Below are 24684 nucleotides of genomic sequence, written 5' to 3' on the forward strand. Positions count from 1 at the left end.
AATCGCGGGTGAGCGGAGAGACTCGACGGCAGATGAACGACAGGCATGACAGGCTCTGGACGGCAGGGAAGCGAAACCGCCGACGGAAGCCGCCTAGGAGTGGGGGGAAGATGTCTCGACTCGGCCGCGACGAGCGGCGGGCCCAGCTACGCGCCGAGCGCCCGCCCGCTCCCGTGGAGACGCCGATCGACGTCCGCGTACCGGAGGCCGGCGGTGACGCGCGCGGCGCTTCGGTCGACGGTGTCCTGGTCGTCGCCGCGCCCGGCGAGGAGATCCGGCACGCCGTCCTGAACCGCCTCCACCGTTTCGCGCTGGCCGGGGGCAGGCCCGTCCTCGCCACGATCCACGACGAGCGCATCGGCTGCGTCGTCCGGCTCCGGGTCGACCCCGACGGCTCCAGCCACCTCGCCGGCAAGCCGGTGCCGACCCCGCGCACGCCGGTGACCCCGGAGGCGGTGGCAGTCGCCCCGGCGGTGCCCGAAGCGCCGCCGTCCCCGGGGGTGCCGGCGTCCGAGCCGGCCTCGGCGGGGCCCGCGGTCCGGCAGGCCCCGGCGGTCCCCACCGGCGAAGTCCCCGCGGGCGCCCCGGCCCCGGTCGCCCCGGTCGCCTCGGTTGCCGACAGGCCGGCGGCCGCGGAGCCGCAGCGGACGGCGTCCCGTGCGTCCGTGCCCACGTTCGTGCTGCGCGCCCTGCCCGAACCCGCCCTGCCCACGGCGCCGGGCACGGTGGCGCCGCCGACGGGGGTGTTCGGTCCACCGCCCCGGATGGACGCGGCGCCCGCGGCCGGCGGTACGGCGGCGGACGCAGCCGCTCCCGCCGGTCCCGTGTCCGCGGCCCGTCGGGCCGGTCCGTATGCGCCCGGCGCCCCGACACCGCCCAGCGCTCCCGGCCCCTACAGTCCGGCCCCCGTTGCTCCTGCCGGTCCGGCGCCGGCCGACCGCGCATCCGCCGCTCCCGCGCCCACCGCTCCCGCGCCCACCGGTCCGACGCCCACCGGTCCGACGCCCACCGGTCCGACGCCCTCCGGTCCGACGCCCTCCGGTCCGACGCCCTCCGGCCCGGTGCCCGCCCCCGTCTCCGTCGCTCGTCCCAAGCCGGTCCCGGGCCTCGTCCTGGACCCCGACCCCGGCCCCAGGCCCACGCCCACCCCCGCCCGCGGCTTCGACGCCGTGGCCGAGGCCGTGCTCGGCGACGCGCCGCTCACCGCACCCGGCGACGCCACCGCTCCCGCCCTCCTCGCCGAGCCCACGGCGCGGATCAACGAGGCGGTCAAGGAGGGACGTACGCAGGACGCGGCGCGACTCGCGGAGCGCTCCGTGGCCGAGGCCACGGACACGCTGGGGCCGGAGCACCCCGAGATACTCCGGCTCCGTGAACTCACCGCCTACATCGCCTACCTGTCGGGCGACCCGGAACGCGCCTTCCGGCTCTCGCTGGACCTGGCCCGGATCCACCGCACGGCCGGCGACGCGGAGGCCGCCTACGGCAACGTCCAGAGCGCGGCCACCGCCTGGCGTGCCGTGCGCGACCCCGAACGGGGGCTGGAGCTGGGGCACGACCTGGTCGGCCTGTGGAGCGAACTCGCCGCCGGGGCGGGACCGGCCGCCGACGACGTCGAGGAACTCGAGACGGCCCGGACCCGCATGGGCCGCCTCGCCGACCGGGCCCGCGCCCACGCCCGGGCCGACTGACCGGCCGGCCCGGACGCGCCGGGCGCTACCGCGAGAGCGCCCAGACCGCGTACGCGACGGCGTCGCTGTTGCGGTTCAGCGCCGTGTCGTTGATGTTGGCGGTCGTGTCGCAGGACGAGTGGTAGCACCGGTCGAACCGCTGGCCCGCGGTGCCGCCCCACTTGGCCGCCTGCGCGGACGTCTTGACGTAGTCGGCGCCGCTGAACAGGCCGCCGACGGGGATGCCCGCGTTCTTGAAGGGCGCGTGGTCGGAACGGCCGTCGCCCTCGGTCTCGATCTCGGTGGAGACGCCGAGGCCGGCGTAGAAGTCCTTGAAGGTCTTCTCGATCGCGGGATCGTCGTCGTAGACGAAGTAGCCGGGGTTGGGTGAACCGATCATGTCGAAGTTCAGGTAGCCGCTGATCTTCGCGCGTCCGGTGGTCCCGAGGCTGTTGACGTAGTAGCGGGAGCCGACCATCCCCAGCTCCTCCGCGCCCCACCAGGCGAAGCGCAGGTGCTTGGTGGGCTGGTAGCCGGAGCGCGCCACGGCGAGCGCGGTCTCCAGGACGGCGGCCGAGCCGGAGCCGTTGTCGTTGATGCCGGCACCCGCGGTGACGCTGTCCAGGTGTGACCCGGACATGACAACCTGATTGGTGTCGCCGCCGGGCCAGTCCGCGATGAGGTTGTACCCGGTGCGGCCGGAGGACGTGAACTGCTGGACCGTGGTGGTGAAGCCGGCGGCGTCCAGCTTGCCCTTCACATAGGTGAGCGACGCCTGGTAGCCGGGGCGGCCGTGGGCGCGGTTGCCGCCGTTCGCCGTGGCGATCGACTGGAGCTGCGTCAGGTGGGCCTTGACGTTGGCCACCGGTATGTCGGGTGCGGCGGCCGCGGCGGCGGTCCCGGTGGCGGGTGCCGCACCGGCCGCGGAACCGCCGGTGACGAGGGTGGCGACGGCGACGGCACCGGCCGCCAGCGCACGCCCGGAAACGGAAACCTTCATAGTGGGGGGCTCCGGATTCCTGGGGAGTCCCTGGGGAGGACTCCCGGGTGAATGGGGTGCCTGGATGGTGGGGCCGTCACTGACGCCGCGTCAAGACCGCTATCCGGCCACCGCGTCGCGCATATCGGTCTACGGCTTCACGGTCGGGGTGTCGAGCCGCGCGGACGCGGAAGGCGCGGAAGCGGAATCCGGGGCCGGTCCTCCCGAGGCCACGATGTCCGAGTCCCGCGCGGAGTCCTCCTTGACCGCCGGCACGCCGCCGCCGGCGCGGTCCAGCTGTGCCCGCAGGGCCCGGGAGGTCCGGTGGGCGGTGCGCAGCGCGTCCCAGGTGAGCAGCGTGAGCGCCAGCCAGACGAGCGCGAAGCCGGCCCAGCGCTCGGGCGGCATGGCCTCGCCGAAGTACAGGATGCCGAGCAGGAACTGGAAGACCGGCGCCAGGTACTGGAGCAGTCCCAGAGTGGACAGCGGCACGCGGATCGCCGCCGCGCCGAAGCAGACCAGGGGGATCGCGGTGACCACGCCGGTCGCGGCGAGCAGGGCGCCGTGCCCCGCACCCTCGGTGGTGAAAGTGGAGTCGCCGTGCGCGCCCAGCCACAGCAGGAAGCCGAGCGCGGGCAGGAACTGGATCGCCGTCTCGGCGGCCAGCGACTCGACGCCCCCGAGGTTGACCTTCTTCTTGACCAGCCCGTAGGTGGCGAAGGAGAAGGCGAGGCAGAGGGAGATCCACGGCGGCCGGCCGTAGCCGATGGTGAGGACGAGGACGGCCGCGAAGCCGGTGCCGACCGCCGCCCACTGCACGGGCCGCAGCCGTTCCTTCAGCAGCAGCACGCCCATCGCGATGGTGACCAGCGGGTTGATGAAGTACCCGAGCGAGGCCTCGACCACGTGGCCGCTGTTCACGGCCCAGATGTAGACGCCCCAGTTCACGGTGATGACCGCCGCGGCCACCGTGATCAGGCCCAGCTTGCGCGGTTGCCGCAGCAACTCGCCGGCCCAGGCCCAGCGCCGTACGAAGAGCAGGGCGACGGCGACGAAGACGAGGGACCACACCATCCGGTGGGCGAGGATCTCACCGGCCCCGGCCGGCTTGAGCAGCGGCCAGAACAGTGGGACGAGCCCCCACATCCCGTACGCCGCGAAGCCGTTCAGCAGGCCTATGCGCTGTTCACTCCTGGACGACCCGGCCACGGGCACCTCCTTCTCGCCTACGGCGCGCCGAACACGGAGGCGTGCCAGGTCGAAAATAGCGCCGCACCCGGCCCCCTGTCATGCCCGTATCGCCATACGGTCATGACAGGGGGCCGGGTGGGCCGGGTGGTGCGGGCTCAGTCCTTCAGCGCGGCCCGGATCGCCTCGGCGAGCGGCGTCGCCGGACGGCCGGTCAGCCGGGACAGGTCGCCGGTGGAGACGACCAGCTCGCCCTTGGCGATGGCGGCGTCCACGCCCGCGAAGACGGCGGCCAGCGGCTCGGGCAGCCCGGCGCCGGTGAGGATGCCGACGTAGTCCTCGACGGAGACGGGCCGGTAGGCGATCTCCTTGCCGGTCTGCCGGCTCAGCTCGGCGGCGTACTCGGCGAAGCTCCAGGCCTCGTCGCCGCCCAGCTCGTACGACGTGTTCTCGTGGCCCTCGCCGGTCAGCACGGCGACGGCGGCGGCCGCGTAGTCGGCGCGGGCGGCCGAGGAGACGCGGCCCTCGCCCGCCGCCTGCACCACGGCGCCGTGCTCCAGGACCGGAGCGAGCTGCTCGGTGTAGTTCTCGTGGTACCAGCCGTTGCGCAGCAGCACGTACGGCACGCCCGAGCCCACCAGTACCTCCTCGGTGGCGCGGTGGTCGTCGGCGAGCGCGGCCGTCAGGCTGCTGGGGGCGCTGGTGTAGGCGAGCAGGGCCACCCCGGCCGCCTTCGCCGCGTCGATCACGACCCGGTGCTGCTGGACGCGTCCCTTGTCGAACTCGTTGCCGGAGATCAGCAGGACCCGGTCGCCGGCCGCGAACAGGCCGTCGAAGGTGGCGGGGGAGTTGTAGTCGGCGACCGCGAGCCGCACTCCGCGGGCGGCGAGGTCGGCGGCCCTGTCGCGGTCCCGGACGACCGCGGTGACCTGGTCGGCCGGCACCTTCTCCAGCAGCTGCGCCACGACGTGGCGGCCGAGGTGTCCGGTGGCTCCGGTGACGACGATGCTCATGGTGCGGAACTCCTTGTGGGGGATGAGGTGCGATGCCACCGACGTTAGGCGAAGCGCTAACCAAAAGAAAGTACCCACTTTGAAGTAAGGTACCCATATGGCGGTAAGTGATCCCCGGGCCGGCGAGGCGATGTGCCCCTACCGGCTCGTCCTCGAGCATGTGACCAGCCGCTGGGGCGTCCTCGTCCTGATCGAGCTCCTGGACCGGCCGCACCGGTTCAGCGAGCTGCGCCGGGCGGTCGGCCGGGTCGGCCGGAGCGTCAGCGAGAAGATGCTCACCCAGACCCTCCAGACCCTCGAACGCGACGGCCTGGTCCACCGCGACGCCAAGCCCGTCATCCCGCCCCGCGTCGACTACTCCCTGACACCCCTCGGCCGTGAGGCTGCGGAGCGGGTCCGGGGCCTGGCCGAGTGGACGCGCGAGCGGATGACGGACGTCGAGCGGGCCCGCCTGGCGTACGACGAGACCCGGGCGCAACGGCAGGAGACCGAGGCGGCACGGCAGGAGGCCGAGGCGGTACGGGATGGAGCGGCACGACAAGAGGCCCGGGCACCTGCGTCCCGGGCCTCGTGATGCGGTACGGCGCTCAGCCGACGACCGTCCAGGTGTCGCCGCCCGCCAGCAGCGCCGCCAGGTCGCCCTTGCCGTTCTGCTCGACGGCGGTGTCGAGCTGGTCCGACATCAGCGTGTCGTAGACCGGCCGGTCGACGGAGCGCAGCACACCGATCGGGGTGTGGTGCAGCGTGTCGGGGTCGGCCAGGCGGGACAGCGCGAACGCGGTGGTCGGCGACGCGGCGTGGGCGTCGTGGACCAGGATGTCCGCCTCGTTCTCCGCGGTGACCGTGACGACCTCGAGGTCACCGGTCCGCGGATCGCGGACGACGCCCTTGGAGCCGTCGGCACCGAAACGGATCGGCTGCCCGTGCTCCAGCCGGATCACCGCCTCCTCCGCCTGCTGCCGGTCCTTGAGGACGTCGAAGGCGCCGTCGTTGAAGATGTTGCAGTTCTGGTAGATCTCGACGAGCGCCGTGCCCGGGTGGTCGGCGGCCTGGCGCAGGACCTCGGTGAGGTGCTTGCGGTCGGAGTCGACGGTCCGGGCGACGAAGGACGCCTCCGCGCCCAGCGCCAGCGACACCGGGTTGAAGGGCGCGTCCAGCGAGCCCATCGGCGTCGACTTGGTGATCTTGCCGACCTCGGAGGTCGGGGAGTACTGGCCCTTGGTGAGACCGTAGATCCGGTTGTTGAACAGCAGGATCTTGAGGTTCACATTGCGGCGCAGCGCGTGGATGAGGTGGTTGCCGCCGATGGACAGCGCGTCGCCGTCGCCGGTGACGACCCACACCGACAGGTCGCGGCGTGAGGCGGCCAGGCCGGTGGCGATGGCGGGGGCGCGGCCGTGGATGGAGTGCATCCCGTAGGTGTTCATGTAGTACGGGAAGCGGGAGGAGCAGCCGATGCCGGAGACGAAGACGATGTTCTCCTTCGCCAGGCCCAGCTGGGGCATGAAGCCCTGCACGGCGGCGAGGATGGCGTAGTCGCCGCAGCCGGGGCACCAGCGCACTTCCTGGTCGGACTTGAAGTCCTTCATGGACTGCTTGCCCCCGGCCTTCGGCACGAGCTGGAGCAGCGCGTTGGCGTCAGTCATCGATGGCCTCCTTCAGCGCCGTGGCGAGCTGCTCCGCCTTGAACGGCATGCCGTTGACCTGGTTGTACGAGCGTGCGTCGACCAGGTACTTCGCCCGGATGAGCGTGGCGAGCTGCCCGAGGTTCATCTCGGGGACCACCACCTTGTCGTAGCTCTTCAGGACCGGGCCGAGATTGTGCGGGAAGGGGTTGAGGTGGCGCAGGTGGGCCTGCGCGATCGACTCCCCGGCCCGCCGCAGCCGCCGGACGGCCGCCGTGATCGGCCCGTACGTCGAGCCCCAGCCGAGCACGAGGGTGCGCGCGCCGTCCGGGTCGTCGACCTCCAGGTCGGGGACGTCGATGCCGTCGATTTTGGCCTGGCGGGTGCGGACCATGAAGTCGTGGTTGGCCGGGTCGTAGGAGATGTTGCCCGTGCCGTCCTGCTTCTCGATGCCGCCGATCCGGTGCTCCAGACCCGGGGTGCCCGGCACCGCCCACGGGCGGGCGAGGGTCTGCGGGTCGCGCTTGTACGGCCAGAACACCTCGGTGCCGTCGTCCAGGGTGTGGTTCGGCCCCTGCGCGAACCGCACGGCCAGGTCGGGGAGCTGGTCGAGCTCCGGGATCCGCCATGGTTCGGAGCCGTTGGCCAGGTAGCCGTCGGAGAGCAGGAAGACCGGGGTGCGGTAGGCCAGCGCGATCCGCGCCGCCTCCAGGGCCGCGTCGAAGCAGTCCGCCGGGGTGCGCGGGGCGACGACGGGCACCGGGGCCTCGCCGTTGCGGCCGTACATGGCCTGGAGCAGGTCCGCCTGCTCGGTCTTGGTCGGCAGACCGGTGGAGGGCCCGCCGCGCTGGATGTCCACGATCAGCAGTGGCAGCTCCAGGGAGACCGCGAGACCGATCGTCTCGGACTTCAGCGCCACCCCCGGGCCGCTCGTCGTCGTCACGGCCAGCGACCCGCCGAACGCGGCACCGAGCGCCGCGCCGATGCCGGCGATCTCGTCCTCGGCCTGGAAGGTGCGCACACCGAAGTTCTTGTGCCGGCTGAGCTCGTGCAGGATGTCCGAGGCCGGGGTGATCGGGTACGAGCCGAGGAACAGCGGCAGGTCGGCCTGGCGGGACGCGGCGATCAGGCCGTAGGCCAGGGACAGGTTCCCGGAGATGTTGCGGTACACGCCCGGCGGGAACGCCTTGGCCGCCGGCGCGATCTCGTAGGAGACCGCGAAGTCCTCCGTCGTCTCGCCGAAGTTCCAGCCCGCCCGGTAGGCCGCGATGTTGGCCTCCGCGATCTCGGGCTTCTTCGCGAACTTCGACCGCAGGAACCGCTCGGTGCCCTCGGTCGGACGGTGGTACATCCAGCTCAGCAGGCCCAGCGCGAACATGTTCTTGCTGCGCTCGGCCTCCTTGCGGCTGAGGTCGAACTCCTTGAGCGCCTCCACCGTCAGGGTGGTCAGCGGCACCGGGTGCAGGTGGTACCCGTCGAGGGAGCCGTCCTCCAGCGGAGACGTCTCGTAGCCGACCTTCTGCATGGCGCGCCGGGTGAACTCGTCGGTGTTGACGATGATCTCCGCGCCGCGCGGCAGGTCGCCGACGTTCGCCTTGAGTGCGGCCGGGTTCATCGCCACCAGCACGTTCGGCGCGTCGCCGGGGGTGAGGATGTCGTGGTCGGCGAAATGGAGCTGGAACGACGACACGCCCGGCAGGGTGCCGGCGGGCGCCCGGATCTCGGCCGGGAAGTTCGGCAGCGTCGACAGGTCGTTGCCGAAGGACGCCGTCTCGGACGTGAAGCGGTCACCGGTTAGCTGCATGCCGTCACCGGAGTCCCCGGCGAACCTGATGATCACCCGGTCCAGCCGGCGGACGTCCTTCGCCCCTACCGGTTCGCGCTGCTCTCCTACGACGGTTCCGTCGGCCTGCTCCGCTGGGCTGCTGACCTGGCTGGTCACTGAACTGGACCTCCCTCGAGGCGGCTGTCCGGGGACTGGTCTCCCATCGACCGTCCCGGATCAACCCTACGTCCGCGGGTGTTGACTTCCGGTGGACATTCGCATGATGGGCGCGACCCCGAGCCGGACCGGCATCCTGCCGGTCCACGTCTCCCCGCCCCCCGTGCGCCGGTGAAGACGCCCCCTCTCCGTGCCGCGGTTTCGCCGTCGTCCGGATGTCCTCCGGTGGCGCGGTGCTCAGGAATTGAGATAGGTGAGCACGGCGAGCACGCGGCGGTGGTCGCCGTCGCTCGGGGACAGTCCGAGCTTCGGGAAGATGTTGCTGACGTGCTTCTCGACGGCCCCGTCGCTGACGACGAGCTGCCGGGCGATCGCGGAGTTCGTCCGGCCCTCGGCCATCAGCCCCAGGACCTCCCGCTCCCGCGGGGTGAGCCCGGCGAGCACGTCCTGCTTGCGGCTGCGTCCGAGCAGCTGCGCGACCACCTCGGGGTCGAGCGCCGTACCGCCCTGCGCCACGCGCACCACCGCGTCCACGAACTCCCGCACCTCGGCCACCCGGTCCTTGAGCAGATAGCCCACGCCCCGGCTGGAACCGGCCAGCAGCTCGGTGGCGTACCGCTCCTCCACGTACTGGGACAGCACCAGCACGCCGAGCCCGGGGTGCGCCTTGCGCAGCTGCACCGACGCCCGCACGCCCTCGTCGGTGTGCGTCGGCGGCATCCGTACGTCCGCCACGACGACGTCCGGCAGCTCCCCCCGCGCGTCCAGCTCCGTGATGGTCTTGATCAGCGCCTGGGCGTCGCCGACGCCGGCGACCACCTCGTGCCCCCGGTCGGTCAGCAACCGGGTCAGCCCCTCCCTGAGCAGCACTGAATCCTCGGCGATGACCACCCGCACCCTGTCCTCCACGTTCTTCGGCCCCCCAGCCAGACTCACCCGCACGGCCCGCGCGGCCCGCGCCGCGTCCACGGACCGCCCGTGCGACAGGCCCAGCATTCCAGCATCGGAGGCCGGATGCGTTCGTACGACCGGAAGTACCGGGAAGAAAAGCGGAGGCCGGGCCGGGATTCGGACACTCGGTGGCCGAAAATCGATTACGCCGGCCGGAGCCCGGGGGGTACGGGGCTCCGGCCGGCGGTGTCTCCGGTGGCGGCGGCAGCCGCTCAGCGGCGTACCGGCTCCGTGCGCCACGGAAGTTCCGCCGTCACCCGGGTGGGGCCGCCGGCCGGCGAGTCCACCACGAGGATCCCGTCCACCGCGTCGAGCCGCTCGGCCAGCCCCGCGAGACCGGAACCGGTGGACGCCCGCGCGCCGCCCACGCCGTTGTCCACGACCTGGATCATCAGCCGGTTCTCCACCCGCCACACCTCCACGGCGGCCGCCGTGGCCCGCGCGTGCTTGCTGATGTTCTGCAGCAGCTCCGACACCGTGAAGTACGCGATGCCCTCGATCGCCGACGCCGGCCGCTCCGCCAGGTCCACCTCCACCCGCACCGGCACCGCGCAGCGCGAGGCGACCGAGGACAGGGCCGCGTCCAGGCCGCGGTCGGTCAGCACGGCCGGGTGGATGCCGCGCGCCAGGTCCCGCAGTTCCTGCAGGGCCGTCTTCACCTCGCCGTGCGCCTCGCCCACCATGCGCGCCGCCTCCTGCGGGTCCTCCCGCAGCTTCTCCTTGGCCAGGCCCAGGTCCATGGCCAGGTTGACCAGGCGGGCCTGCGCCCCGTCGTGCAGGTCGCGTTCGATGCGCCGCAGATCGGCCGCGGCCGTGTCGACCACGACCCCCCGGTCCGACTCCAGCTCCACCACCCGCGTCGCCAGCCGCGACGGTCCGAGCAGCCCGTGCACCAGCAGCCGGTCCACCGTCGTCAGGGCCCGGACGATCCACGGCGTCACCAGGGTGACCAGCAGCCCGACCAGCGCGGTCACGGTGATCTCGAAGGGGTTGTCCAGGTAGATCCGGTGCGTCCCGTCGCCGTACAGCTGGAGCCCGTCCTGGCCGGCGTACGCCGGGAACACCCAGAACCACACGGGGTACGTCAGCATCGTCCAGCCGACCGACCAGAAGGTCACGGAGACCACGAACGAGAACACCGACCACGGGAACTGCACCAGCGCGTACAGCAGGCTCCGCCAGGAGGAGCCGCTCTTGAGGACGGCCCCGATCCACGCCATCGCGCCCGGCTTGCCCGCCCGCAGCGGTTCCGGCGCGGCCACGTCGAGCCCCAGCAGGCCGCGCGCCCGGGCCCGCTCCAGCGCCCCGATGCCCCGGCACCCGGCGAGCGCGGCGGCCAGCACCGGGACGCCCAGGAACGTCACCAGCAGCCCGGCGCCGAGCGACATCATCGTGACGGCGTACGTGAAGAGCGCGATCCCGATCGGCAGGCTCAGCAGCACGAAGGCGAACTCCCGCCAGTGGCGGCCCTCGAACGGCGCCCGCAGTCCCGCCGGCAGCCGGTGCCGTCGCGCACCCGTGTCCGCGGAGAGGCCGGATCCTCCCCCGAGCCCGTAACCCTGTCCGTACTCCGTGGCCATCGGTGCCGTCCTTCTCCTCGACCTGTGGCTGTGCTCTTCCGACTCCACCCTCCCGGACCGCGCGGCCGCGGGCCATGCGGCCCGTCGGCGTCCTGGAAGGGGGGTTTTCCCCACCCCCGGCCGACATGGACACGCCCCGACGCGTACGCGTCGGGGCGTGTCCCGGGACCGGACCGGCCGGTTACCTCGCGCCGGAGGCGGCGGCCCCGTCGGTGTCCGAACGGTCGCGCCACGGCAGCTCCGCCGTGACCGTCGTCGGGCCGCCCGGCGGCGAATGGACCGCGAACAGGCCGTCGACGGCACTGAGCCGCTCGGCGAGCCCCTTCATCCCCGTACCGCCGTCCAGCCGCGCACCCCCGCGCCCGTCGTCGCCCACCTGCATCAGCAGCCGGTCGGCCGTCCGCCACACCTCCACCGAGGCGGACCTCGCCCCGCTGTGCTTGCTGACGTTCTGCAGCAGCTCCGAGACGGTGAAGTAGGCGATGCCCTCGATCGCCGCCGCCGGCCGCTCCACCAGGTCGACGGTCACCTTCACCGGCACCGTGCAGCGCGAGGCGACCGAGGACAGGGCCGCGTCCAGGCCGCGGTCGGTCAGCACGGCCGGGTGGATGCCGCGCGCCAGGTCCCGCAGCTCCTGGAGCGCCAGCTTCACCTCTCCGTGCGCCTCGTCGACCATCGCCGCCGCCGCGTCCGGGTCCTCCAGCAGCTTCTCCTTGGCCAGGCCGAGCCCCATCGCCAGGTTGACCAGGCGGGCCTGCGCCCCGTCGTGCAGGTCGCGTTCGATGCGCCGCAGGTCCGCCGCCGCCGTGTCCACCACCACGCCCCGGTCCGACTCCAGCTCGGCGATCCGCCGCTCCAGCTCGTCGGACGGGCACAGCAGCCCCCGCACCAGCGCCCGGTCCACGTTGGCCAGGCCCCGCGCGACGAACGGCAGCACCGGCCACAGCACGAACAGCGACACCAGCGTGACGGCGAAGGTGAAGACGCCCCAGGGCAGCCGTATGAACTCGTACAGGACCGTGCGCCAGCCCACCGGGTCCTTCAGCGCCAGCCACATCCGGGAGAAGAACCCGCCCCGCCCCCGCCACGGCAGCCGGCTCGGCTCCTCCACCCGCACCCCGAGCAGCGAACGGGCCCGCGCCCGCTCCAGCCTGCCCAGCAGCCGGGCCCCCGACAGACCGGCCGCGAGCAGCGGCAGCCCGATCACCGTGACCGTCAGGCCGGCACCGGCGAACAGCATCGTCACGACGTACGTGAAGCCGAGCACGGACACCGGGAGGTTCGCCAGCAGGTGGGCGATCTCCTTCCAGGTGTGCCGGTCGAGGGCGAAACGGGCCGGTGGGAGGCGGTCGCTGTCCGCTTCGCCGGGGTACCCGGCATGCGTCGAGGACGAGAGGCTTTCGGTCATACGGGTCAGCGTGCCGTGCGGCACGGCCCCGCGCCATGAGGCGGACCGCCGGGCGTCCCCTGAGGAAAACCCCACCCGGGCGTCCCAACGTACGACGGGCTGCTTACCGTCTCTTTATCAGGCCCTAGACTCCCGTGCGTACAGATCGTCGAACAGCAGCGTTCGGGGTTCGGACAGGGAGTGAGGAACGGACGTGCCGGAACCGGGTGTCGGCATCGCGGCCGACTACTTCCAGTCCTACTCGGTCGTCGGACTGCTCGCCGTCGTCGGCGTGCTCTTCGTGGCCGTCGCCTTCGGCGCCGGGCGGCTGCTGCGGCCCGTGGTCCCGACGCCCGAGAAGCTCCTGACGTACGAGTGCGGAGTCGACCCCGTCGGCGAGGGCTGGGCACACACCCAGGTCCGCTACTACGTCTACGCCTTCCTGTACGTGATCTTCGCGGTCGACTCGATCTTCCTCTTCCCGTGGGCGACGGTCTTCGCCGACCCCGGGTACGGCGCCACGACACTCGTGGAGATGTTCGTCTTCCTCGGCTTCCTCGCCGTGGGCCTGCTCTACGCATACAAGAAGGGCGTCCTGTCATGGACGTGAACCCCGCGGCCTCCTCCGCCTCTTCCTCCGCCTCCTCCGCGTCCGCCGCTTCCGAGCCCGTCCTGCTGCCGGAGCCGAAGCGGCTCGGCGCGCTGGCCCGGCTCGCCCCCGAGCCGATGAAGGTCGTCCTCAACTGGGGCCGCCGCTACTCGCTCTGGGTCTTCAACTTCGGCCTCGCCTGCTGCGCCATCGAGTTCATCGCCGCGTCGATGGCCCGCCACGACTTCATCCGCCTCGGCGTCATCCCGTTCGCGCCGGGGCCCCGTCAGGCCGACCTGATGGTGGTGTCGGGCACGGTCACGGACAAGATGGCCCCCGCCGTCAAGCGCCTCTACGAGCAGATGCCCGAGCCGAAGTACGTCATCTCCTTCGGCGCCTGCTCCAACTGCGGCGGCCCGTACTGGGACTCGTACTCCGTGACGAAGGGCGTCGACCAGATCATCCCCGTCGACGTCTACGTCCCCGGCTGCCCGCCCCGCCCCGAGGCGCTGCTCCAGGGCATCCTGAAGCTCCAGGAGAAGATCGCGCGGGAGTCGCTGGGGGAGCGGTACGGCACCGCGCCGCGCCCGTCGACGGCCGCGCTGCAGAGCGGTCTGGTGCAGCCGCCCGCCCCCACCTCCGCTCCCGAGGAGGACCGATGACCGCGGTCGGCTGGCTGCCCGCCGATACCGGGGAACTCTTCGGGGCCGAGGCCACCGCCGAGGAGTCCTACGACCTCCTGACCGTGGACGTGCCGCCGGCCGCCTGGATCTCCGCCCTGGAGACCGCCCGCGACCGGCTGGGCTGTACGTACTTCGACTGGCTGAACGCGGTCGACGAACCGGGCACGGGCTTCCGCGTCGCCGCCCACGTGGCCGCCCTCGCGCCGGTCCGCCGGCTGCTGCTGCGGACGACGGTCCCGCACGAGTCCCCGGTCCTGCCCACCGCCGTCGAGGTGTACGCGGGCGCGGCCTGGCACGAACGCGAGACGCACGAGATGTTCGGCGTGGTCTTCGAGGACCATCCCGGGCTGGACCACCTGCTGCTGCCCGAGGGCTTCGAGGGCCACCCGTTGCGCAAGGACTTCGTCCTCGCCGCCCGCGTCGCCAAGGCCTGGCCGGGCGCGAAGGAACCCGGCGAGTCCGACCACGGCGGCCCCCGGCGCCGGCAGATGCTGCCCCCGGGCGTCCCCGACCCCAACGAGTGGGGCCCGCAGAAGGGCCAGCTCCCGCCCGCCCCGGCCCGCCCGGCCCGGGGCGCCGCCCGCGCGGTGGGCGACCGTCCGGCCCGGACGGCGGCCGGGGAGCGCCCGGCGCGCCGTATGCGGACGGCCGCCCAGGGCTCCGTCGGCCAGAAGACCCCGGCCACCGAGACCCCGGTCACCGAGACTCCGGCCGCCGGGACTCCCGGTGCCGAGTCCTCGTCGCCGCCGTCCGCGCCCCGTCGGGCGCGGAGCGCGAGCGGGGGGTCGGCGTCGCAACGGCCGGGACCGGCAGCCCCCGAGGACTCCGTGGGCGCACCCGGCGCGGAGAGCCGGGACACCACCGGACCGCGCACCCCGACCGCCCGCCGCGCCCGGAGCGCGAGCGAGGGCTCGGCCTCCCAGCGGCCCGACCCCACGACGGTGCGGCCCGACACGGCCGGTCCGTCCGACACGGCCGGTCCGTCCGACACGGCCGGTCCGTCCGACACGGTCGGTCAGTCCGAGGCGGCCGCTCCCTCCGAGGCGGCAGGGGAGACGCCCGCTGCGCCGAAGTCCGCTACGGCGCCGCCGCGCAGCTCCGACGCGCCCTGGCACCACGCCCGCCCGGCCTTCGACGAGCCCACGGAACCCTCCGGGAAGCCCGAGGACCGGGGGAGCGCGGAGGCCGAGGAGGAGGGGCCGGGGAGCCCGGAGACTCCCGAGGACCCGGAGACTCCCGAGGACCCGGGGACACCCGAGGACCCGGAGACAGGGGAGGCGTCGCGGCCCCCCGCCCGCTCCGAAACCCCCGACGACCGCCCAGGAGGCCCGCAGTGAACGACGCTCTCGACGTCACCTTGCGCCTCCTGGTCGTCTTCGTCGTCTTCCTCACCTTCCCCCTGATCGTCGGCCAGACCGAGCACAAGGTGATGGCCCACATGCAGGGCCGCCTGGGCCCGATGTACGCCGGCGGCTTCCACGGCTGGGCCCAGCTCGTCGCGGACGGTGTGAAGTTCGCGCAGAAGGAGGACGTCGTCCCGGCGGACGCGGACCGCCGCGTCTTCCAGCTCGCCCCCGCCGTCGCGCTGCTGCCGTACCTCCTCGTCCTCCTCGCCATCCCCATCGGCCCCGGCGAGGGCGCGGTGGGCCAGGTCGTCGACGCGGGGATCTTCTTCGTGCTCGCCGTCATGGGCGTGGGCGTACTCGGCTCGCTCATGGCCGGCTGGGCCTCCGCCAACAAGTTCTCCCTCCTCGGCGGCCTGCGCACCGCCGCCCAGCTCCTCGCGTACGAACTGCCGATGCTGCTGACCGCCGCCTCCGTCGCCATGGCGGCCGGCACCGTCTCGCTCGTCGGCATCCTGGACGCCTTCGAGTGGTGGTGGCTGCCCTGGCAGATCGTCGGCGCCGTCGTCTTCTTCGTCGCCGGGCTGGCCGAGCTGCAGCGTCCCCCGTTCGACATGCCGGTCGCCGACTCGGAGATCATCTTCGGCGCCTACACCGAGTACACCGGCCTGCGGTTCGCCCTGTTCCTCCTCGCCGAGTACGCCGGCATCGTCGTGCTGTGCGGCCTGACCACCGTCCTCTTCCTGGGCGGCTGGCACGGCCCCTGGGGTGCCGACGGCCTCGGCTGGGTCTGGACGCTGCTGAAGACCGCCGTCCTCGCCTTCGTCGTGATCTGGCTCCGCGTGACCTACCCCCGCCTGCGCGAGGACCAGCTCCAGAAGTTCTCCTGGACCCTTCTCGTGCCCCTCTCCCTCGCCCAGATCGCCCTCACCGGCATCGTCAAGGTGGTGATCCAGTAACCATGTCCCCCGTCCCCGGCTCCGGCCTGGCCAAGGGCCTGGCCGTCACCCTCCGCACGATGACGAGGAAGACCGTCACCCAGCAGTACCCGGACACCCAGCCCGACCTCCCGCCCCGCACCCGCGGCGTGATCGGCCTGTTCGAGGAGAACTGCACGGTCTGCATGCTGTGCGCCCGCGAGTGCCCCGACTGGTGCATCTACATCGACTCCCACAAGGAGACGGTGCCCGCGGCCACCCCCGGCGGCCGCGAACGCAGCCGCAACGTCCTCGACCGCTTCGCCATCGACTTCGCCCTGTGCATGTACTGCGGTATCTGCATCGAGGTCTGTCCTTTCGACGCGCTGTTCTGGTCCCCCGAGTTCGAGTACTCCGAGACGGACATCCGCGACCTCACCCACGAGCGCGACAAGCTCCGCGAGTGGATGTGGACGGTCCCGGCCCCGCCCGCCCTCGATCCCGGCGGGGAGGAACCGAAGGAACTCGCCGCGGCCCGCAAGACCGCCGACAAGCTGGCCGCCCAGCAGGAGGCCGCCCGGCAGGAAGCCGCCGAGCCGGGGGCCGCGGCGCCCGGGGCCGCCCAGGAGGGCACCCCGCAGGGTGCGCCCGGGGCGGGCAGGCCGACCGAACCGCACGCCGACGAGCAGGCCCGCGCCGCCGAGGGGCCCACCCGCCCGGCGGGCGACTCCAAGCAGCAGACGGACCAGCCGGGGCCGGACCGGCCGGGGCCGGACCAGCAGGGTCCCGGGCAGCCCGGGCCGGGACAGGAGGGCCGGGAATGACGCCCGCAGCGACCGTCCTCAGCCTCGCGGCCACGGACTCCACGACCACGGCCGCCGGCTCCCACGGCTTCCTGTCCCCGACCGGCGTGGAGATCGCCTTCCTCCTCGTCGGCCTCGTCACCTTCGGCGCCGCCGTCGTCACCGTCACGACCCGGCAGCTCGTCCACGCCGCCCTGTGGCTGGTGGTGGCCCTCGGCGGCCTCGCCGTCGAGTACCTCCTGCTCACCGCCGAGTTCATCGCCTGGGTGCAGGTCCTCATCTACGTCGGTTCCGTCGTCGTCCTCCTCCTGTTCGGCCTGATGCTCACCAGAGCCCCGATCGGCCGTTCCCCCGACGCCGACTCCGGCAACCGCTGGGCCGCCCTCACCGTGGCCGTCGCCGCCGCGGCGGCCCTCGTGTGGGTGGTCGTCGACGCCTTCCGGACCACGTGGATCGACCTGAACGGCCCGGCCGCCGGCTCCACCGCCGTGACGGGAGCGAGCCTCTTCCAGAACTGGGTCCTCCCCTTCGAGGCCCTCTCCGTCCTCCTCCTCGCCGCCCTGGTCGGCGCGATCGTCCTGTCCCGCAAGGCAAAGGCGGAGCAGGCGTCCGGCGCCGCCCCGGCAACCGCCCCGAACGGTGCCGGCAAGGACGGTGTCCGCTGATGCACCTCGCCTATCCCGCCGTTCTCTCCGCCCTCCTGTTCTGCACGGGCCTGTACGGAGTCCTCGCCCGCCGCAACGCGATCCTGGTCCTGATGTCGGTCGAGCTGATGCTCAACGCCGTCAACCTCAACCTGGTCGCCTTCGACGTCTGGCTCAGCAGGGCCGCCGAGGAGACCCTGCACTCCGGGCAGGCCCTGACCCTGTTCACCATCGCCATCGCCGCCGCCGAGATCGGCATCGGCCTGGCGATCGTGCTCGCCGTCCACCGCAACCGCGGCACCGCGGACATCGACCGGCTCCGCGACACCGCCGAGGGCCACGAACCGGACGGCCCCGACACCGACGCCCCCGCGACCGGGACGGCCGAGAAGGCTGAGGCCACCGCGTGACCACGACCACCCTCGCCGTCCTCGTCCCCCTCCTTCCCTTGCTGGGAGCGGTCGCCGGCCTGCTCCTCGGGCGCACCGCCCCCGGCTTCGTCCGCCCGCTCGCCGTCCTGCCCACCCTGGCGGCCCTCGTCCTCGCGCTGCTGGTCGCCGCGCGCCAGGGCGGTGACCAGGCCGTCGACGCCGTCACCGAACTGACGCCCACCGGCTCCGTCCCCATCGAGCTGGCCCTGCACATCGACGGCTTCGCCGCCCTCGTCGCCGTCCTGGTCGGCTGCGTCGCCACCTGCGTGCAGCTCTACTCGACGGGCTACCTGCGCGACGACCCGCGCTACCCCTCGTACGCCGCGCTCGTCTCCCTGTTCACCTCCGCCATGTTCCTCGTCGTCTACTCCGGCGACCTCATGGTGCTGCTGGTCGGCTGGGAGATCATGGGCATCTGCTCCTACTTCCTGGTCGGCCACTACTGGGAGACTCCCGAGGCGCGTGCCGCCTCCCTCAAGGCCTTCCTGGTGACCAAGCTCGGCGACGTCCCCTTCCTCATCGGCCTGCTCGCCCTGGCCACCGAGACCGGCTCCTTCCGCATCACCCGGATCCTCGGCGCGGTGGCGAACGGCTCGATCGGCCATCCGACAGTGATCGCCCTGCTGCTCCTGGCCGGCGTGGCGGGCAAGTCGGCGCAGTTCCCGCTGCACACCTGGCTCCCCGACGCGATGGCGGGCCCGACACCGGTCTCCGCGCTCATCCACGCCGCGACCATGGTCGCCGCCGGTGTCTACTTCGTCGCCCGGCTCCTTCCACTCTTCGAGGCCTCACGGGCCGCGATGGTCGTCCTCGCCGTCATGGCCGCCGTCACGATGGTCGGCTCGGCGCTCGCCGCGCTCGCCCAGGACGACATCAAGCGCGTCCTCGCCTACTCGACCATCGGCCAGCTCGGCTACATGACCGGTGCCCTCGCCACCGGCGACCGCGGTGCCGCCGTCTTCCACCTCCTCACGCACGGCGCCTTCAAGGCGGTGCTGTTCCTCGCCGCGGGCGTGGTCATCCACGCCGCCGGCACCAACTCGCTGGCCGCCATGTCCCGCATGCACGGCCTGCGCACCCGCGTACCGGACGCCTACTGGACGACGACCGTGGCGCTGCTCGCGCTCGCCGCGATCCCCCCGTTCAGCGGCTTCTTCTCCAAGGAGTCGGTCCTCGGCTCCGCCGAGCACGTCGCCACCGGCCACACCGAGCACGCACCCGGCGCCGCCGGCTGGACCGTCCTGGTCGCCGGCCTGATCGCGGCCCTGCTCACCGCCGCCTACGCGACGCGCCTGTGGCTGCTGGCCTTCCACGGGCGGGGCGCCGAGGCCCCCGACCACGGCAGGCAGCCCCTGGTCATGAACGCCGTGCTCTGGGTGCTCGCCATCCCCTCCCTCGCCCTGGGTGGACTCGCGTTCCGCCTGCTGCCCGACTGGTTCGACGGCACCGACCTGACCCCGACCCTCACCACGTCCGTGCTCGGCACCGGCGTGGCCCTGGTCGGCGGCATCGTCACCTACGCGGCCTGGCGGCACACCACCGCGCTCGCGGCCCGCGTCCCGCTGGGCGCGGTCGCGGCCCACCCCGAGGCCGACGCCGGCCAGGTCGAGGCCGAGGCCATCGCCAGCCACACACCCGCCTACGGAAACGTGGCCTCGGCGCCCGACCCGGCCGACCCCGGACGGCTGCTGCTCGGTCCGCTGCACCGCCACGCGGCCGTCGGCTTCCACCTGGACGCCGTGTACTCGGCCCTCTTCGTCCGCCCGGTCCAGGCCGGCGCGAGCCTCGTCCGGTTCCTCGACCGCGAGGTCGTCGACACGTACGTCAGCGCGGCGGGCGCCCTGCCCCGCTGGCTGGGGGCCGCCGTACGCCGTGCCCAGACCGGCAATGTGCAGACCTATGTGAGCGCGCTGCTCGCCGGCACCGTCGTCCTCGCGGTCGCCGCCGTCCTCGTCGCCACGGGAGCGTGAGCAGGCGTGATCGATATCAACGAGTCCGTGATGCAGTTCCTTCTGGCGTTCGTCGTCGTCGGCCCGCTCCTCGGCGCCGCCGCGGCCCTGCTGCCGGCCCCGCCCGGGCTGAAGGGGAAGTCACCCGAACAGGCGGTGCTGCGGCACGGCGTCACCGTGACCGGCGTCGTCCTGCTCGCCGCGATCGTCCTGGTGCTCGGCTTCGACCACGACCATCCGTCGAAGATGCAGGCCAGTACGGACATCAGCTGGATCCCGGCACTCGACGTGCGCATCCACCTCGGCATCGACGGCATCTCCCTCCCCCTGCTGGTCCTGACCGCGCTGCTGACCTTCCTGTGCGCGCTCTACTCGTACTTCAAGACGCCCGCGGGCCCGAGCCCCAAGGCCTTCGTCGCCCTGCTGCTCGTCCTCGAGGCCGGCACCCTCGCCACCTTCGCCGTCCTCGACCTGATCCTGTTCTTCCTCGCCTTCGAGACGGTCCTCGTCCCGATGTACTTCCTCATCGCCCGCTGGGGCGGCGAGGGACGGGCCCGGGCCGCCTGGAAGTTCATCCTCTACACGCTGCTCGGCTCCGTCGTCATGCTGCTCGGCCTGCTCCTGATCGGAATCACGGCGGGCACGTTCGACATGGTGGCACTCGCCACTGACAACGGCCGGTCACTGGCCACATCAGTGCAGGTCATCGCCGTACTGGCGATCGGCGTCGGCCTCGCCGTGAAGACGCCGATGTGGCCGCTGCACAGCTGGCTGCCCGACGCCCACACCGCCGCGCCGACCGTCGGCTCGGTGCTGCTGGCCGGCGTCCTGCTGAAGATGGGCACGTACGGCTTCGTCCGCGTCCTCCTGCCCGTCGCACCGGACGGCTTCCGGACCTTCGCGCCCTACCTCGCCGCCTTCGCCGTCGTCGGGATCATCTACGGCTCCCTGGCCTGCCTGGCCCTCGCCAAGCGGGGCGCCAAGGGCGACCTCAAGCGCCTCATCGCCTACTCCTCCGTCGGCCACATGGGCTTCGTGCTGCTCGGCATCGCGTCCATGACCCCGACCGGCGTCAACGGCGCCCTGTTCGCCAACATCGCCCACGGCCTCATCACCGGCCTGCTCTTCTTCGTGGTCGGCGCCCTGAAGGACCGCACCGGCACCACCGACCTGGACACCCTGGCCGACGGGACGGGCGCCGCCCTCTACGGCAGGGCGCCCCGTCTGGGCGGCCTGCTCGCCTTCGCCGCGGTCGCCTCGCTCGGCCTGCCGGGCCTCGCCGGGTTCTGGGGCGAGATGCTGGCCCTGTTCGGCGCCTTCGACCCCGCCGCCGGGCTCAGCCGCCCCGCCTTCCTCACCTTCATGGCGATCGCCGCGTTCGGCACCCTGCTCACTGCCGCGTACATGCTGATCGTGGTCCGCCGCGTCTGCATGGGCGCCGTACCGCGGGAATCCGCGCGCCTCGCCGACGTGCGCACGCACGAGTTCGCCGCCTGGACCCCGCTCGTCGCCCTCACCGTCGTCGCCGGGCTGTGGCCCAAGACCCTGCTCGGGCTGACCGACCCGGCCGTGCAGCAGCTCCTCTCAGGAGGCACCCGATGAGCTCCCTGGCCCAGCCCCTGGCCGAGCCCCTGGCCCAGAGCCTCGTCCAGTCCGTGGACTGGCTCGCCATCGCGCCACCCACCGTCGCGGCGCTCGTCGGGCTCGTCGTCCTCGTCGCCGACCTGTTCGTCGCGGACGCCCGCAAGGCGCTGCTCGGCTGGGTCGCGGTCGCCGGACTGGCCGCCTCCGCGCTCCTGCTGCTGCCCCTCGTGGGCGACCACCGCTCCACGTTCTGCCTCACCGGCGACGCCGCCGTGTGCAGCTACACCGCGGACACCTTCACCCTCGCCATCCAGCTCCTGGTGCTCGGCGGCGCCCTGCTGGCCGCCCTGCTCTCGGTCACCGCCCTGAAGGACGCCGACCGGGGACTGCCCGAGGGCGAGTTCTGGTTCCTGCTGCTCTCCTCGGCGGCCGGCGCCGCTCTCCTGCCCGCCTCCCGCGACCTCGCGACCCTCGTCGTCGCCCTGGAGGTCGCCTCCCTGCCCGCCTTCGCCCTCGTCGGCCTCCGGCAGGGCGACCGGCGCTCCTCCGAGGCCGCGCTGAAGTTCTTCCTGTCCTCGGTCACCGCGACCGCGGTCAGCCTCATGGGCATCAGCTTCCTGTACGCCTCCACCGGCACCCTGTACCTCACCCAGGTCGCCGACCGCGTCCAGCACGTCGACGGGCAGCTCACCACGCTCACCCAGACGGGCGTCGTCCTCACCCTGGTCGGCTTCGCCTTCAAGACGGCCGCCGTGCCCTTCCACTTCTGGGTGCCCGACACCTACGTGGGCGCGCCGCTCCCGATCGCCGCCTACCTGTCCGTGGTCGGCAAGGCCGTCGGCTTCTCCGGACTGATCCTCGTCACGGTCGTCGCCCTGCCGTCCTACGCCGACGCCTGGGGGCCGGCGCTCGCGGTGCTGGCCGCGCTCACCATGACCGTCGGCAACGTCGGAGCACTGCGCCAGCGGGCCACGCGCGCGTACAGCGCGGTACGCCTGCTCGCCTGGTCGTCCGTCGGCCAGGCCGGCTACCTCCTGGTGCCGATCGCCGCCGCAGGCTACTCCGACGACCCCGAGCGGTCGATCGGCTCCACCGTCGCCTACGCCCTCATGTACGCCGCCGTGAACCTCGGCGCCTTCGCGGTGGCCGCACTGGTGGGCCGTACGAGGGCCCTCAACCGCGTCGCCGACTACCGCGGCCTGTACGCGTCCAACCCGCTGACCGCGCTGCTCCTGGCGTTCTTCCTGCTCTGCCTCGCCGGCCTGCCGCCCGGCATCATCGGCCTCTTCGCCAAGGTCACCGTCTTCTCCGCGGCCGTCGACGCGGGCCTCGGCTGGCTGGCCGTCGTCATGGCCGTCAACGTCGTCATCGCCCTCTTCTACTACCTCCAGTGGACGGCCCTGCTGTTCCGCGCACCCGAGGGCGAGACCGTGCGTCACCGCCTCCCCGCGCCGCTCACGGCCGCGCTCGGCGCGACCGCCGTCCTGGCCGTGGCGCTGTCCGGAGCGCCCCAGCTGATCCTCCGCTTCGCCGACTCGGGGCTCTTCTGAGCGACAGCCGCGTATCGGCACGCGCGCGTGGGGCACTCGGTCCCCACGCGCGCGTGCCGCCTACCGGGCCGTTCACCCGGACGGACCACGCGCGCAGCCGTGCCCGGCGGGGAACTGGAGGCCCCCGCCTGGCGTTGACCAGTACGGAAGGGTCCACTGGACGTGACACCACGACCCCAGCGGCATCGGAGACGGGAAGCAACCACAGCGAGCGAGACCAGCAAGCAAAGGGTTCCCCTGCTGCACGACTTGGAGGGCGTACCGTGCACCGCCGGCACAACGGGCTCAGGACCGCAGTACTCCTCGGGGGATTGTCCGCGCTCATCATCGTCATCGGCAGTTTCTTCGGCCGAGCGGGCCTCGTCGTCGCCGTCCTGGTAGCCCTGGCCACGAACGCGTACGCCTACTGGAACAGCGACAAGCTGGCCCTGCGCGCGATGCGGGCCCGCCCGGTGAGCGAGTTCGAGGTCCCGGCTCTGTACCGCATGGTCCGGGACCTCTCCACCCAGGCCCGCCAGCCGATGCCCCGCCTCTACATCTCTCCGACGGAGGCCCCGAACGCCTTCGCGACCGGCCGCAATCCGCGCAATGCCGCCGTGTGCTGCACCGAGGGCATCCTGCGCCTGCTCGACGAGCGCGAGCTGCGCGGCGTCATCGGACACGAGCTCAGTCACGTCTACAACCGCGACATCCTGATCTCGTCGGTCGCCGGCGCCCTGGCTTCCGTGATCATGTTCCTGGTCAACTTCGCCTGGCTGATCCCGATCGGGCGGTCGGACGACGACGAGGGCCCCGGCCTGCTGGGCATGCTGCTCATCATGCTGCTCGGCCCGCTCGCCGCCGGCTTCATCCAACTGGCGATCAGCCGTTCGAGGGAGTACCAGGCCGACGCGTCGGGTGCCCAGCTCACCGGCGACCCGATGGCCCTCGCCGGGGCACTGCGCAAGCTCGACGCCGGCACCAAGCAGCTGCCGCTGCCGCCGGAGCCCCGGATCGAGACCGCGAGCCACATGATGATCGCGAACCCGTTCCGCCCGGGGCAGGGGCTGTCGAAGATGTTCTCCACCCACCCGCCGATGGCGGAGCGAATCGCCCGCCTCGAGAAGATGGCAGGTCGTCAGCCATGAAGACCATCCTCAACGTCATATGGCTCGTCCTCAGCGGCTTCTGGCTGTTCCTCGGCTACCTGGTCGCGGGGGCGCTGCTCTGCATCACCATCATCGGCATCCCGTTCGGCATCGCGGCGTTCCGCATCGGCGTCTACGCCCTGTGGCCCTTCGGGTACGCGGCCGTCGAGCGCCGGGACGCGGGAGCGGCCTCCTGCATCGGCAACGTGCTCTGGCTCGTCCTCGCCGGCTGGTGGCTGGCCATCGGCCACATCGTCACCGGCATCGCGCTGTGCGTCACGATCATCGGCATCCCGCTCGGCATCGCCAACTTCAAGCTGATCCCGGTCTCGCTGCTGCCGATGGGACGCGAGATCGTACGCACCGACCAGCCGTTCACGGCCACCGCCGGCACCCGGACGACCGGCTGGTAGGGGGCCGGAAAGGGCCGAGCAGGGTCCCTGTCTGTCCACAACCGCGAGGTTGTCCACAGGTCCGGGCGGCGGCCGGCGCCGGCTCGCATGATGAACCCATGACCGAGATCGCGCAGTTGCCGGCCCGGACGACCGTCCAGGCGTCCAACGCTCACCCACGCAACCGGACTTCCCACCCCGAGCCCGCCGCAGACCGGGCGCGCCCACCCCGCCCCTCACCGGCCCGCCGGAGGCCCGCGGCGGGCGGCACGGGCGGGCGTGCGGAGCCGGCGGCACGGGTGGGGCCGCAAAGGCGAACGAGGGGCCGGCGAGGGCC

Annotated in this window: 22 protein-coding genes; 14 read left to right on the forward strand and 8 right to left on the reverse strand. The window is 72.7% G+C overall.

All coding sequences use genetic code 11. The features are described 5' to 3' along the window. Positions 1-110 precede the first annotated feature (110 nt). Entirely contained in the window at positions 111-1691 is a 1581-nt protein-coding gene (locus tag AC0VYN_RS02765; protein WP_475534631.1) for a tetratricopeptide repeat protein, read from the forward strand. Between the two features lie 25 nt (positions 1692-1716). Here AC0VYN_RS02765 and AC0VYN_RS02770 read toward each other — a convergent pair whose 3' ends face one another. From AC0VYN_RS02770 to AC0VYN_RS02780, 3 genes are all read right to left on the reverse strand, one after another. Beyond that, entirely contained in the window at positions 1717-2670 is a 954-nt protein-coding gene (locus AC0VYN_RS02770) for a M28 family metallopeptidase (RefSeq protein ID WP_475534632.1), read from the reverse strand. Between the two features lie 129 nt (positions 2671-2799). After that, positions 2800-3858: an EamA family transporter RarD gene (rarD, locus tag AC0VYN_RS02775; protein WP_475534633.1), complete on the reverse strand. Its 1059-nt coding sequence runs from the start codon at positions 3856-3858 to the stop codon at positions 2800-2802. A gap of 137 nt (positions 3859-3995) precedes the next feature. Next, entirely contained in the window at positions 3996-4850 is an 855-nt protein-coding gene (locus AC0VYN_RS02780; protein ID WP_475534634.1) for an SDR family oxidoreductase, read from the reverse strand. A gap of 97 nt (positions 4851-4947) precedes the next feature. Between AC0VYN_RS02780 and AC0VYN_RS02785 the strand changes: the two genes are divergently transcribed. Then, the gene (locus tag AC0VYN_RS02785) at positions 4948-5424 is read left to right on the forward strand and encodes a winged helix-turn-helix transcriptional regulator (RefSeq protein WP_475534635.1); all 477 of its coding nucleotides are present in this window, start codon (positions 4948-4950) and stop codon (positions 5422-5424) included. A gap of 13 nt (positions 5425-5437) precedes the next feature. Here AC0VYN_RS02785 and AC0VYN_RS02790 read toward each other — a convergent pair whose 3' ends face one another. The 5 genes from AC0VYN_RS02790 to AC0VYN_RS02810 form a co-directional block, all read right to left on the reverse strand. After that, on the reverse strand, positions 5438-6496 hold the full coding sequence (locus tag AC0VYN_RS02790; RefSeq protein WP_475534636.1) for a 2-oxoacid:ferredoxin oxidoreductase subunit beta: 1059 nt from the start codon (positions 6494-6496) through the stop codon (positions 5438-5440). After that, positions 6489-8417, reverse strand: coding sequence for a 2-oxoacid:acceptor oxidoreductase subunit alpha (locus tag AC0VYN_RS02795; protein ID WP_475534637.1), 1929 nt, complete (start codon positions 8415-8417; stop codon positions 6489-6491). Before AC0VYN_RS02795 ends, AC0VYN_RS02790 begins: the two co-directional genes overlap by 8 nt. Positions 8418-8654: 237 nt before the next feature. After that, positions 8655-9314 carry a LuxR C-terminal-related transcriptional regulator gene (locus AC0VYN_RS02800; RefSeq protein WP_475536805.1) on the reverse strand — a complete coding sequence of 220 codons (660 nt, stop codon included), beginning with the start codon at positions 9312-9314 and terminating at the stop codon, positions 8655-8657. A gap of 266 nt (positions 9315-9580) precedes the next feature. After that, the gene (locus AC0VYN_RS02805; protein WP_475534638.1) at positions 9581-10948 is read right to left on the reverse strand and encodes a sensor histidine kinase; all 1368 of its coding nucleotides are present in this window, start codon (positions 10946-10948) and stop codon (positions 9581-9583) included. 181 nt (positions 10949-11129) lie between these two features. Continuing rightward, the gene (locus AC0VYN_RS02810) at positions 11130-12356 is read right to left on the reverse strand and encodes a sensor histidine kinase (RefSeq protein WP_475534639.1); all 1227 of its coding nucleotides are present in this window, start codon (positions 12354-12356) and stop codon (positions 11130-11132) included. A gap of 193 nt (positions 12357-12549) precedes the next feature. Here AC0VYN_RS02810 and AC0VYN_RS02815 point away from each other — a divergent pair, with 193 nt between their 5' ends. The 12 genes from AC0VYN_RS02815 (at position 12550) to AC0VYN_RS02870 (ending at position 24368) form a co-directional block, all read left to right on the forward strand. After that, positions 12550-12945, forward strand: a complete 396-nt coding sequence (locus tag AC0VYN_RS02815; RefSeq protein WP_475534640.1) for an NADH-quinone oxidoreductase subunit A — start codon at positions 12550-12552, stop codon at positions 12943-12945. Continuing rightward, entirely contained in the window at positions 12936-13586 is a 651-nt protein-coding gene (locus AC0VYN_RS02820) for an NADH-quinone oxidoreductase subunit B (protein WP_475534641.1), read from the forward strand. Before AC0VYN_RS02815 ends, AC0VYN_RS02820 begins: the two co-directional genes overlap by 10 nt. After that, on the forward strand, positions 13583-14944 hold the full coding sequence (locus AC0VYN_RS02825; protein WP_475534642.1) for an NADH-quinone oxidoreductase subunit C: 1362 nt from the start codon (positions 13583-13585) through the stop codon (positions 14942-14944). The genes AC0VYN_RS02820 and AC0VYN_RS02825 overlap by 4 nt, the downstream gene beginning before the upstream one ends. Beyond that, on the forward strand, positions 14941-15909 hold the full coding sequence (locus AC0VYN_RS02830; protein WP_385458021.1) for a complex I subunit 1/NuoH family protein: 969 nt from the start codon (positions 14941-14943) through the stop codon (positions 15907-15909). The genes AC0VYN_RS02825 and AC0VYN_RS02830 overlap by 4 nt, the downstream gene beginning before the upstream one ends. A 2-nt stretch (positions 15910-15911) precedes the next feature. After that, positions 15912-16691 carry a NuoI/complex I 23 kDa subunit family protein gene (locus tag AC0VYN_RS02835; RefSeq protein WP_475534643.1) on the forward strand — a complete coding sequence of 260 codons (780 nt, stop codon included), beginning with the start codon at positions 15912-15914 and terminating at the stop codon, positions 16689-16691. Beyond that, positions 16688-17335, forward strand: coding sequence for an NADH-quinone oxidoreductase subunit J family protein (locus AC0VYN_RS02840; RefSeq protein WP_475534644.1), 648 nt, complete (start codon positions 16688-16690; stop codon positions 17333-17335). Before AC0VYN_RS02835 ends, AC0VYN_RS02840 begins: the two co-directional genes overlap by 4 nt. Beyond that, positions 17335-17724 carry an NADH-quinone oxidoreductase subunit NuoK gene (gene nuoK, locus AC0VYN_RS02845; protein WP_475534645.1) on the forward strand — a complete coding sequence of 130 codons (390 nt, stop codon included), beginning with the start codon at positions 17335-17337 and terminating at the stop codon, positions 17722-17724. Before AC0VYN_RS02840 ends, nuoK begins: the two co-directional genes overlap by 1 nt. Beyond that, complete coding sequence (locus tag AC0VYN_RS02850; RefSeq protein WP_475534646.1) at positions 17721-19715, forward strand: NADH-quinone oxidoreductase subunit 5 family protein; 1995 nt, start codon at positions 17721-17723, stop codon at positions 19713-19715. Before nuoK ends, AC0VYN_RS02850 begins: the two co-directional genes overlap by 4 nt. A 6-nt stretch (positions 19716-19721) precedes the next feature. Further along, on the forward strand, positions 19722-21296 hold the full coding sequence (locus AC0VYN_RS02855; RefSeq protein ID WP_475534647.1) for a complex I subunit 4 family protein: 1575 nt from the start codon (positions 19722-19724) through the stop codon (positions 21294-21296). Further along, positions 21293-22828, forward strand: a complete 1536-nt coding sequence (locus AC0VYN_RS02860; protein ID WP_475534648.1) for an NADH-quinone oxidoreductase subunit N — start codon at positions 21293-21295, stop codon at positions 22826-22828. The genes AC0VYN_RS02855 and AC0VYN_RS02860 overlap by 4 nt, the downstream gene beginning before the upstream one ends. Before the next feature lie 263 nt (positions 22829-23091). Next, a complete protein-coding gene (htpX, locus tag AC0VYN_RS02865; RefSeq protein WP_475534649.1) occupies positions 23092-23955 on the forward strand; it encodes a zinc metalloprotease HtpX in 864 nt (287 codons plus the stop codon). Beyond that, entirely contained in the window at positions 23952-24368 is a 417-nt protein-coding gene (locus AC0VYN_RS02870) for a YccF domain-containing protein (RefSeq protein WP_475534650.1), read from the forward strand. The genes htpX and AC0VYN_RS02870 overlap by 4 nt, the downstream gene beginning before the upstream one ends. Positions 24369-24684: the final 316 nt, after the last annotated feature.

The organism is Streptomyces sp. 63XJN7_1_ISO-PGPR-S23-121, from assembly GCF_056173025.1.

What these genes read in the sequence shown, in the direction of transcription:
- AC0VYN_RS02785 (WP_475534635.1), top strand. Translation starts at nt 4,948, where the DNA reads ATGGCGGTAAGTGATCCCCGGGCCGGCGAGGCGATGTGCCCCTACCGG.
- AC0VYN_RS02790 (WP_475534636.1), bottom strand. Translation starts at nt 6,496, where the DNA reads ATGACTGACGCCAACGCGCTGCTCCAGCTCGTGCCGAAGGCCGGGGGC.
- AC0VYN_RS02765 (WP_475534631.1), top strand. Translation starts at nt 111, where the DNA reads ATGTCTCGACTCGGCCGCGACGAGCGGCGGGCCCAGCTACGCGCCGAG.
- AC0VYN_RS02780 (WP_475534634.1), bottom strand. Translation starts at nt 4,850, where the DNA reads ATGAGCATCGTCGTCACCGGAGCCACCGGACACCTCGGCCGCCACGTC.
- AC0VYN_RS02870 (WP_475534650.1), top strand. Translation starts at nt 23,952, where the DNA reads ATGAAGACCATCCTCAACGTCATATGGCTCGTCCTCAGCGGCTTCTGG.
- AC0VYN_RS02825 (WP_475534642.1), top strand. Translation starts at nt 13,583, where the DNA reads ATGACCGCGGTCGGCTGGCTGCCCGCCGATACCGGGGAACTCTTCGGG.
- AC0VYN_RS02770 (WP_475534632.1), bottom strand. Translation starts at nt 2,670, where the DNA reads ATGAAGGTTTCCGTTTCCGGGCGTGCGCTGGCGGCCGGTGCCGTCGCC.
- AC0VYN_RS02810 (WP_475534639.1), bottom strand. Translation starts at nt 12,356, where the DNA reads ATGACCGAAAGCCTCTCGTCCTCGACGCATGCCGGGTACCCCGGCGAA.
- AC0VYN_RS02805 (WP_475534638.1), bottom strand. Translation starts at nt 10,948, where the DNA reads ATGGCCACGGAGTACGGACAGGGTTACGGGCTCGGGGGAGGATCCGGC.
- AC0VYN_RS02835 (WP_475534643.1), top strand. Translation starts at nt 15,912, where the DNA reads ATGTCCCCCGTCCCCGGCTCCGGCCTGGCCAAGGGCCTGGCCGTCACC.
- nuoK (WP_475534645.1), top strand. Translation starts at nt 17,335, where the DNA reads ATGCACCTCGCCTATCCCGCCGTTCTCTCCGCCCTCCTGTTCTGCACG.
- AC0VYN_RS02840 (WP_475534644.1), top strand. Translation starts at nt 16,688, where the DNA reads ATGACGCCCGCAGCGACCGTCCTCAGCCTCGCGGCCACGGACTCCACG.
- AC0VYN_RS02820 (WP_475534641.1), top strand. Translation starts at nt 12,936, where the DNA reads ATGGACGTGAACCCCGCGGCCTCCTCCGCCTCTTCCTCCGCCTCCTCC.
- AC0VYN_RS02860 (WP_475534648.1), top strand. Translation starts at nt 21,293, where the DNA reads ATGAGCTCCCTGGCCCAGCCCCTGGCCGAGCCCCTGGCCCAGAGCCTC.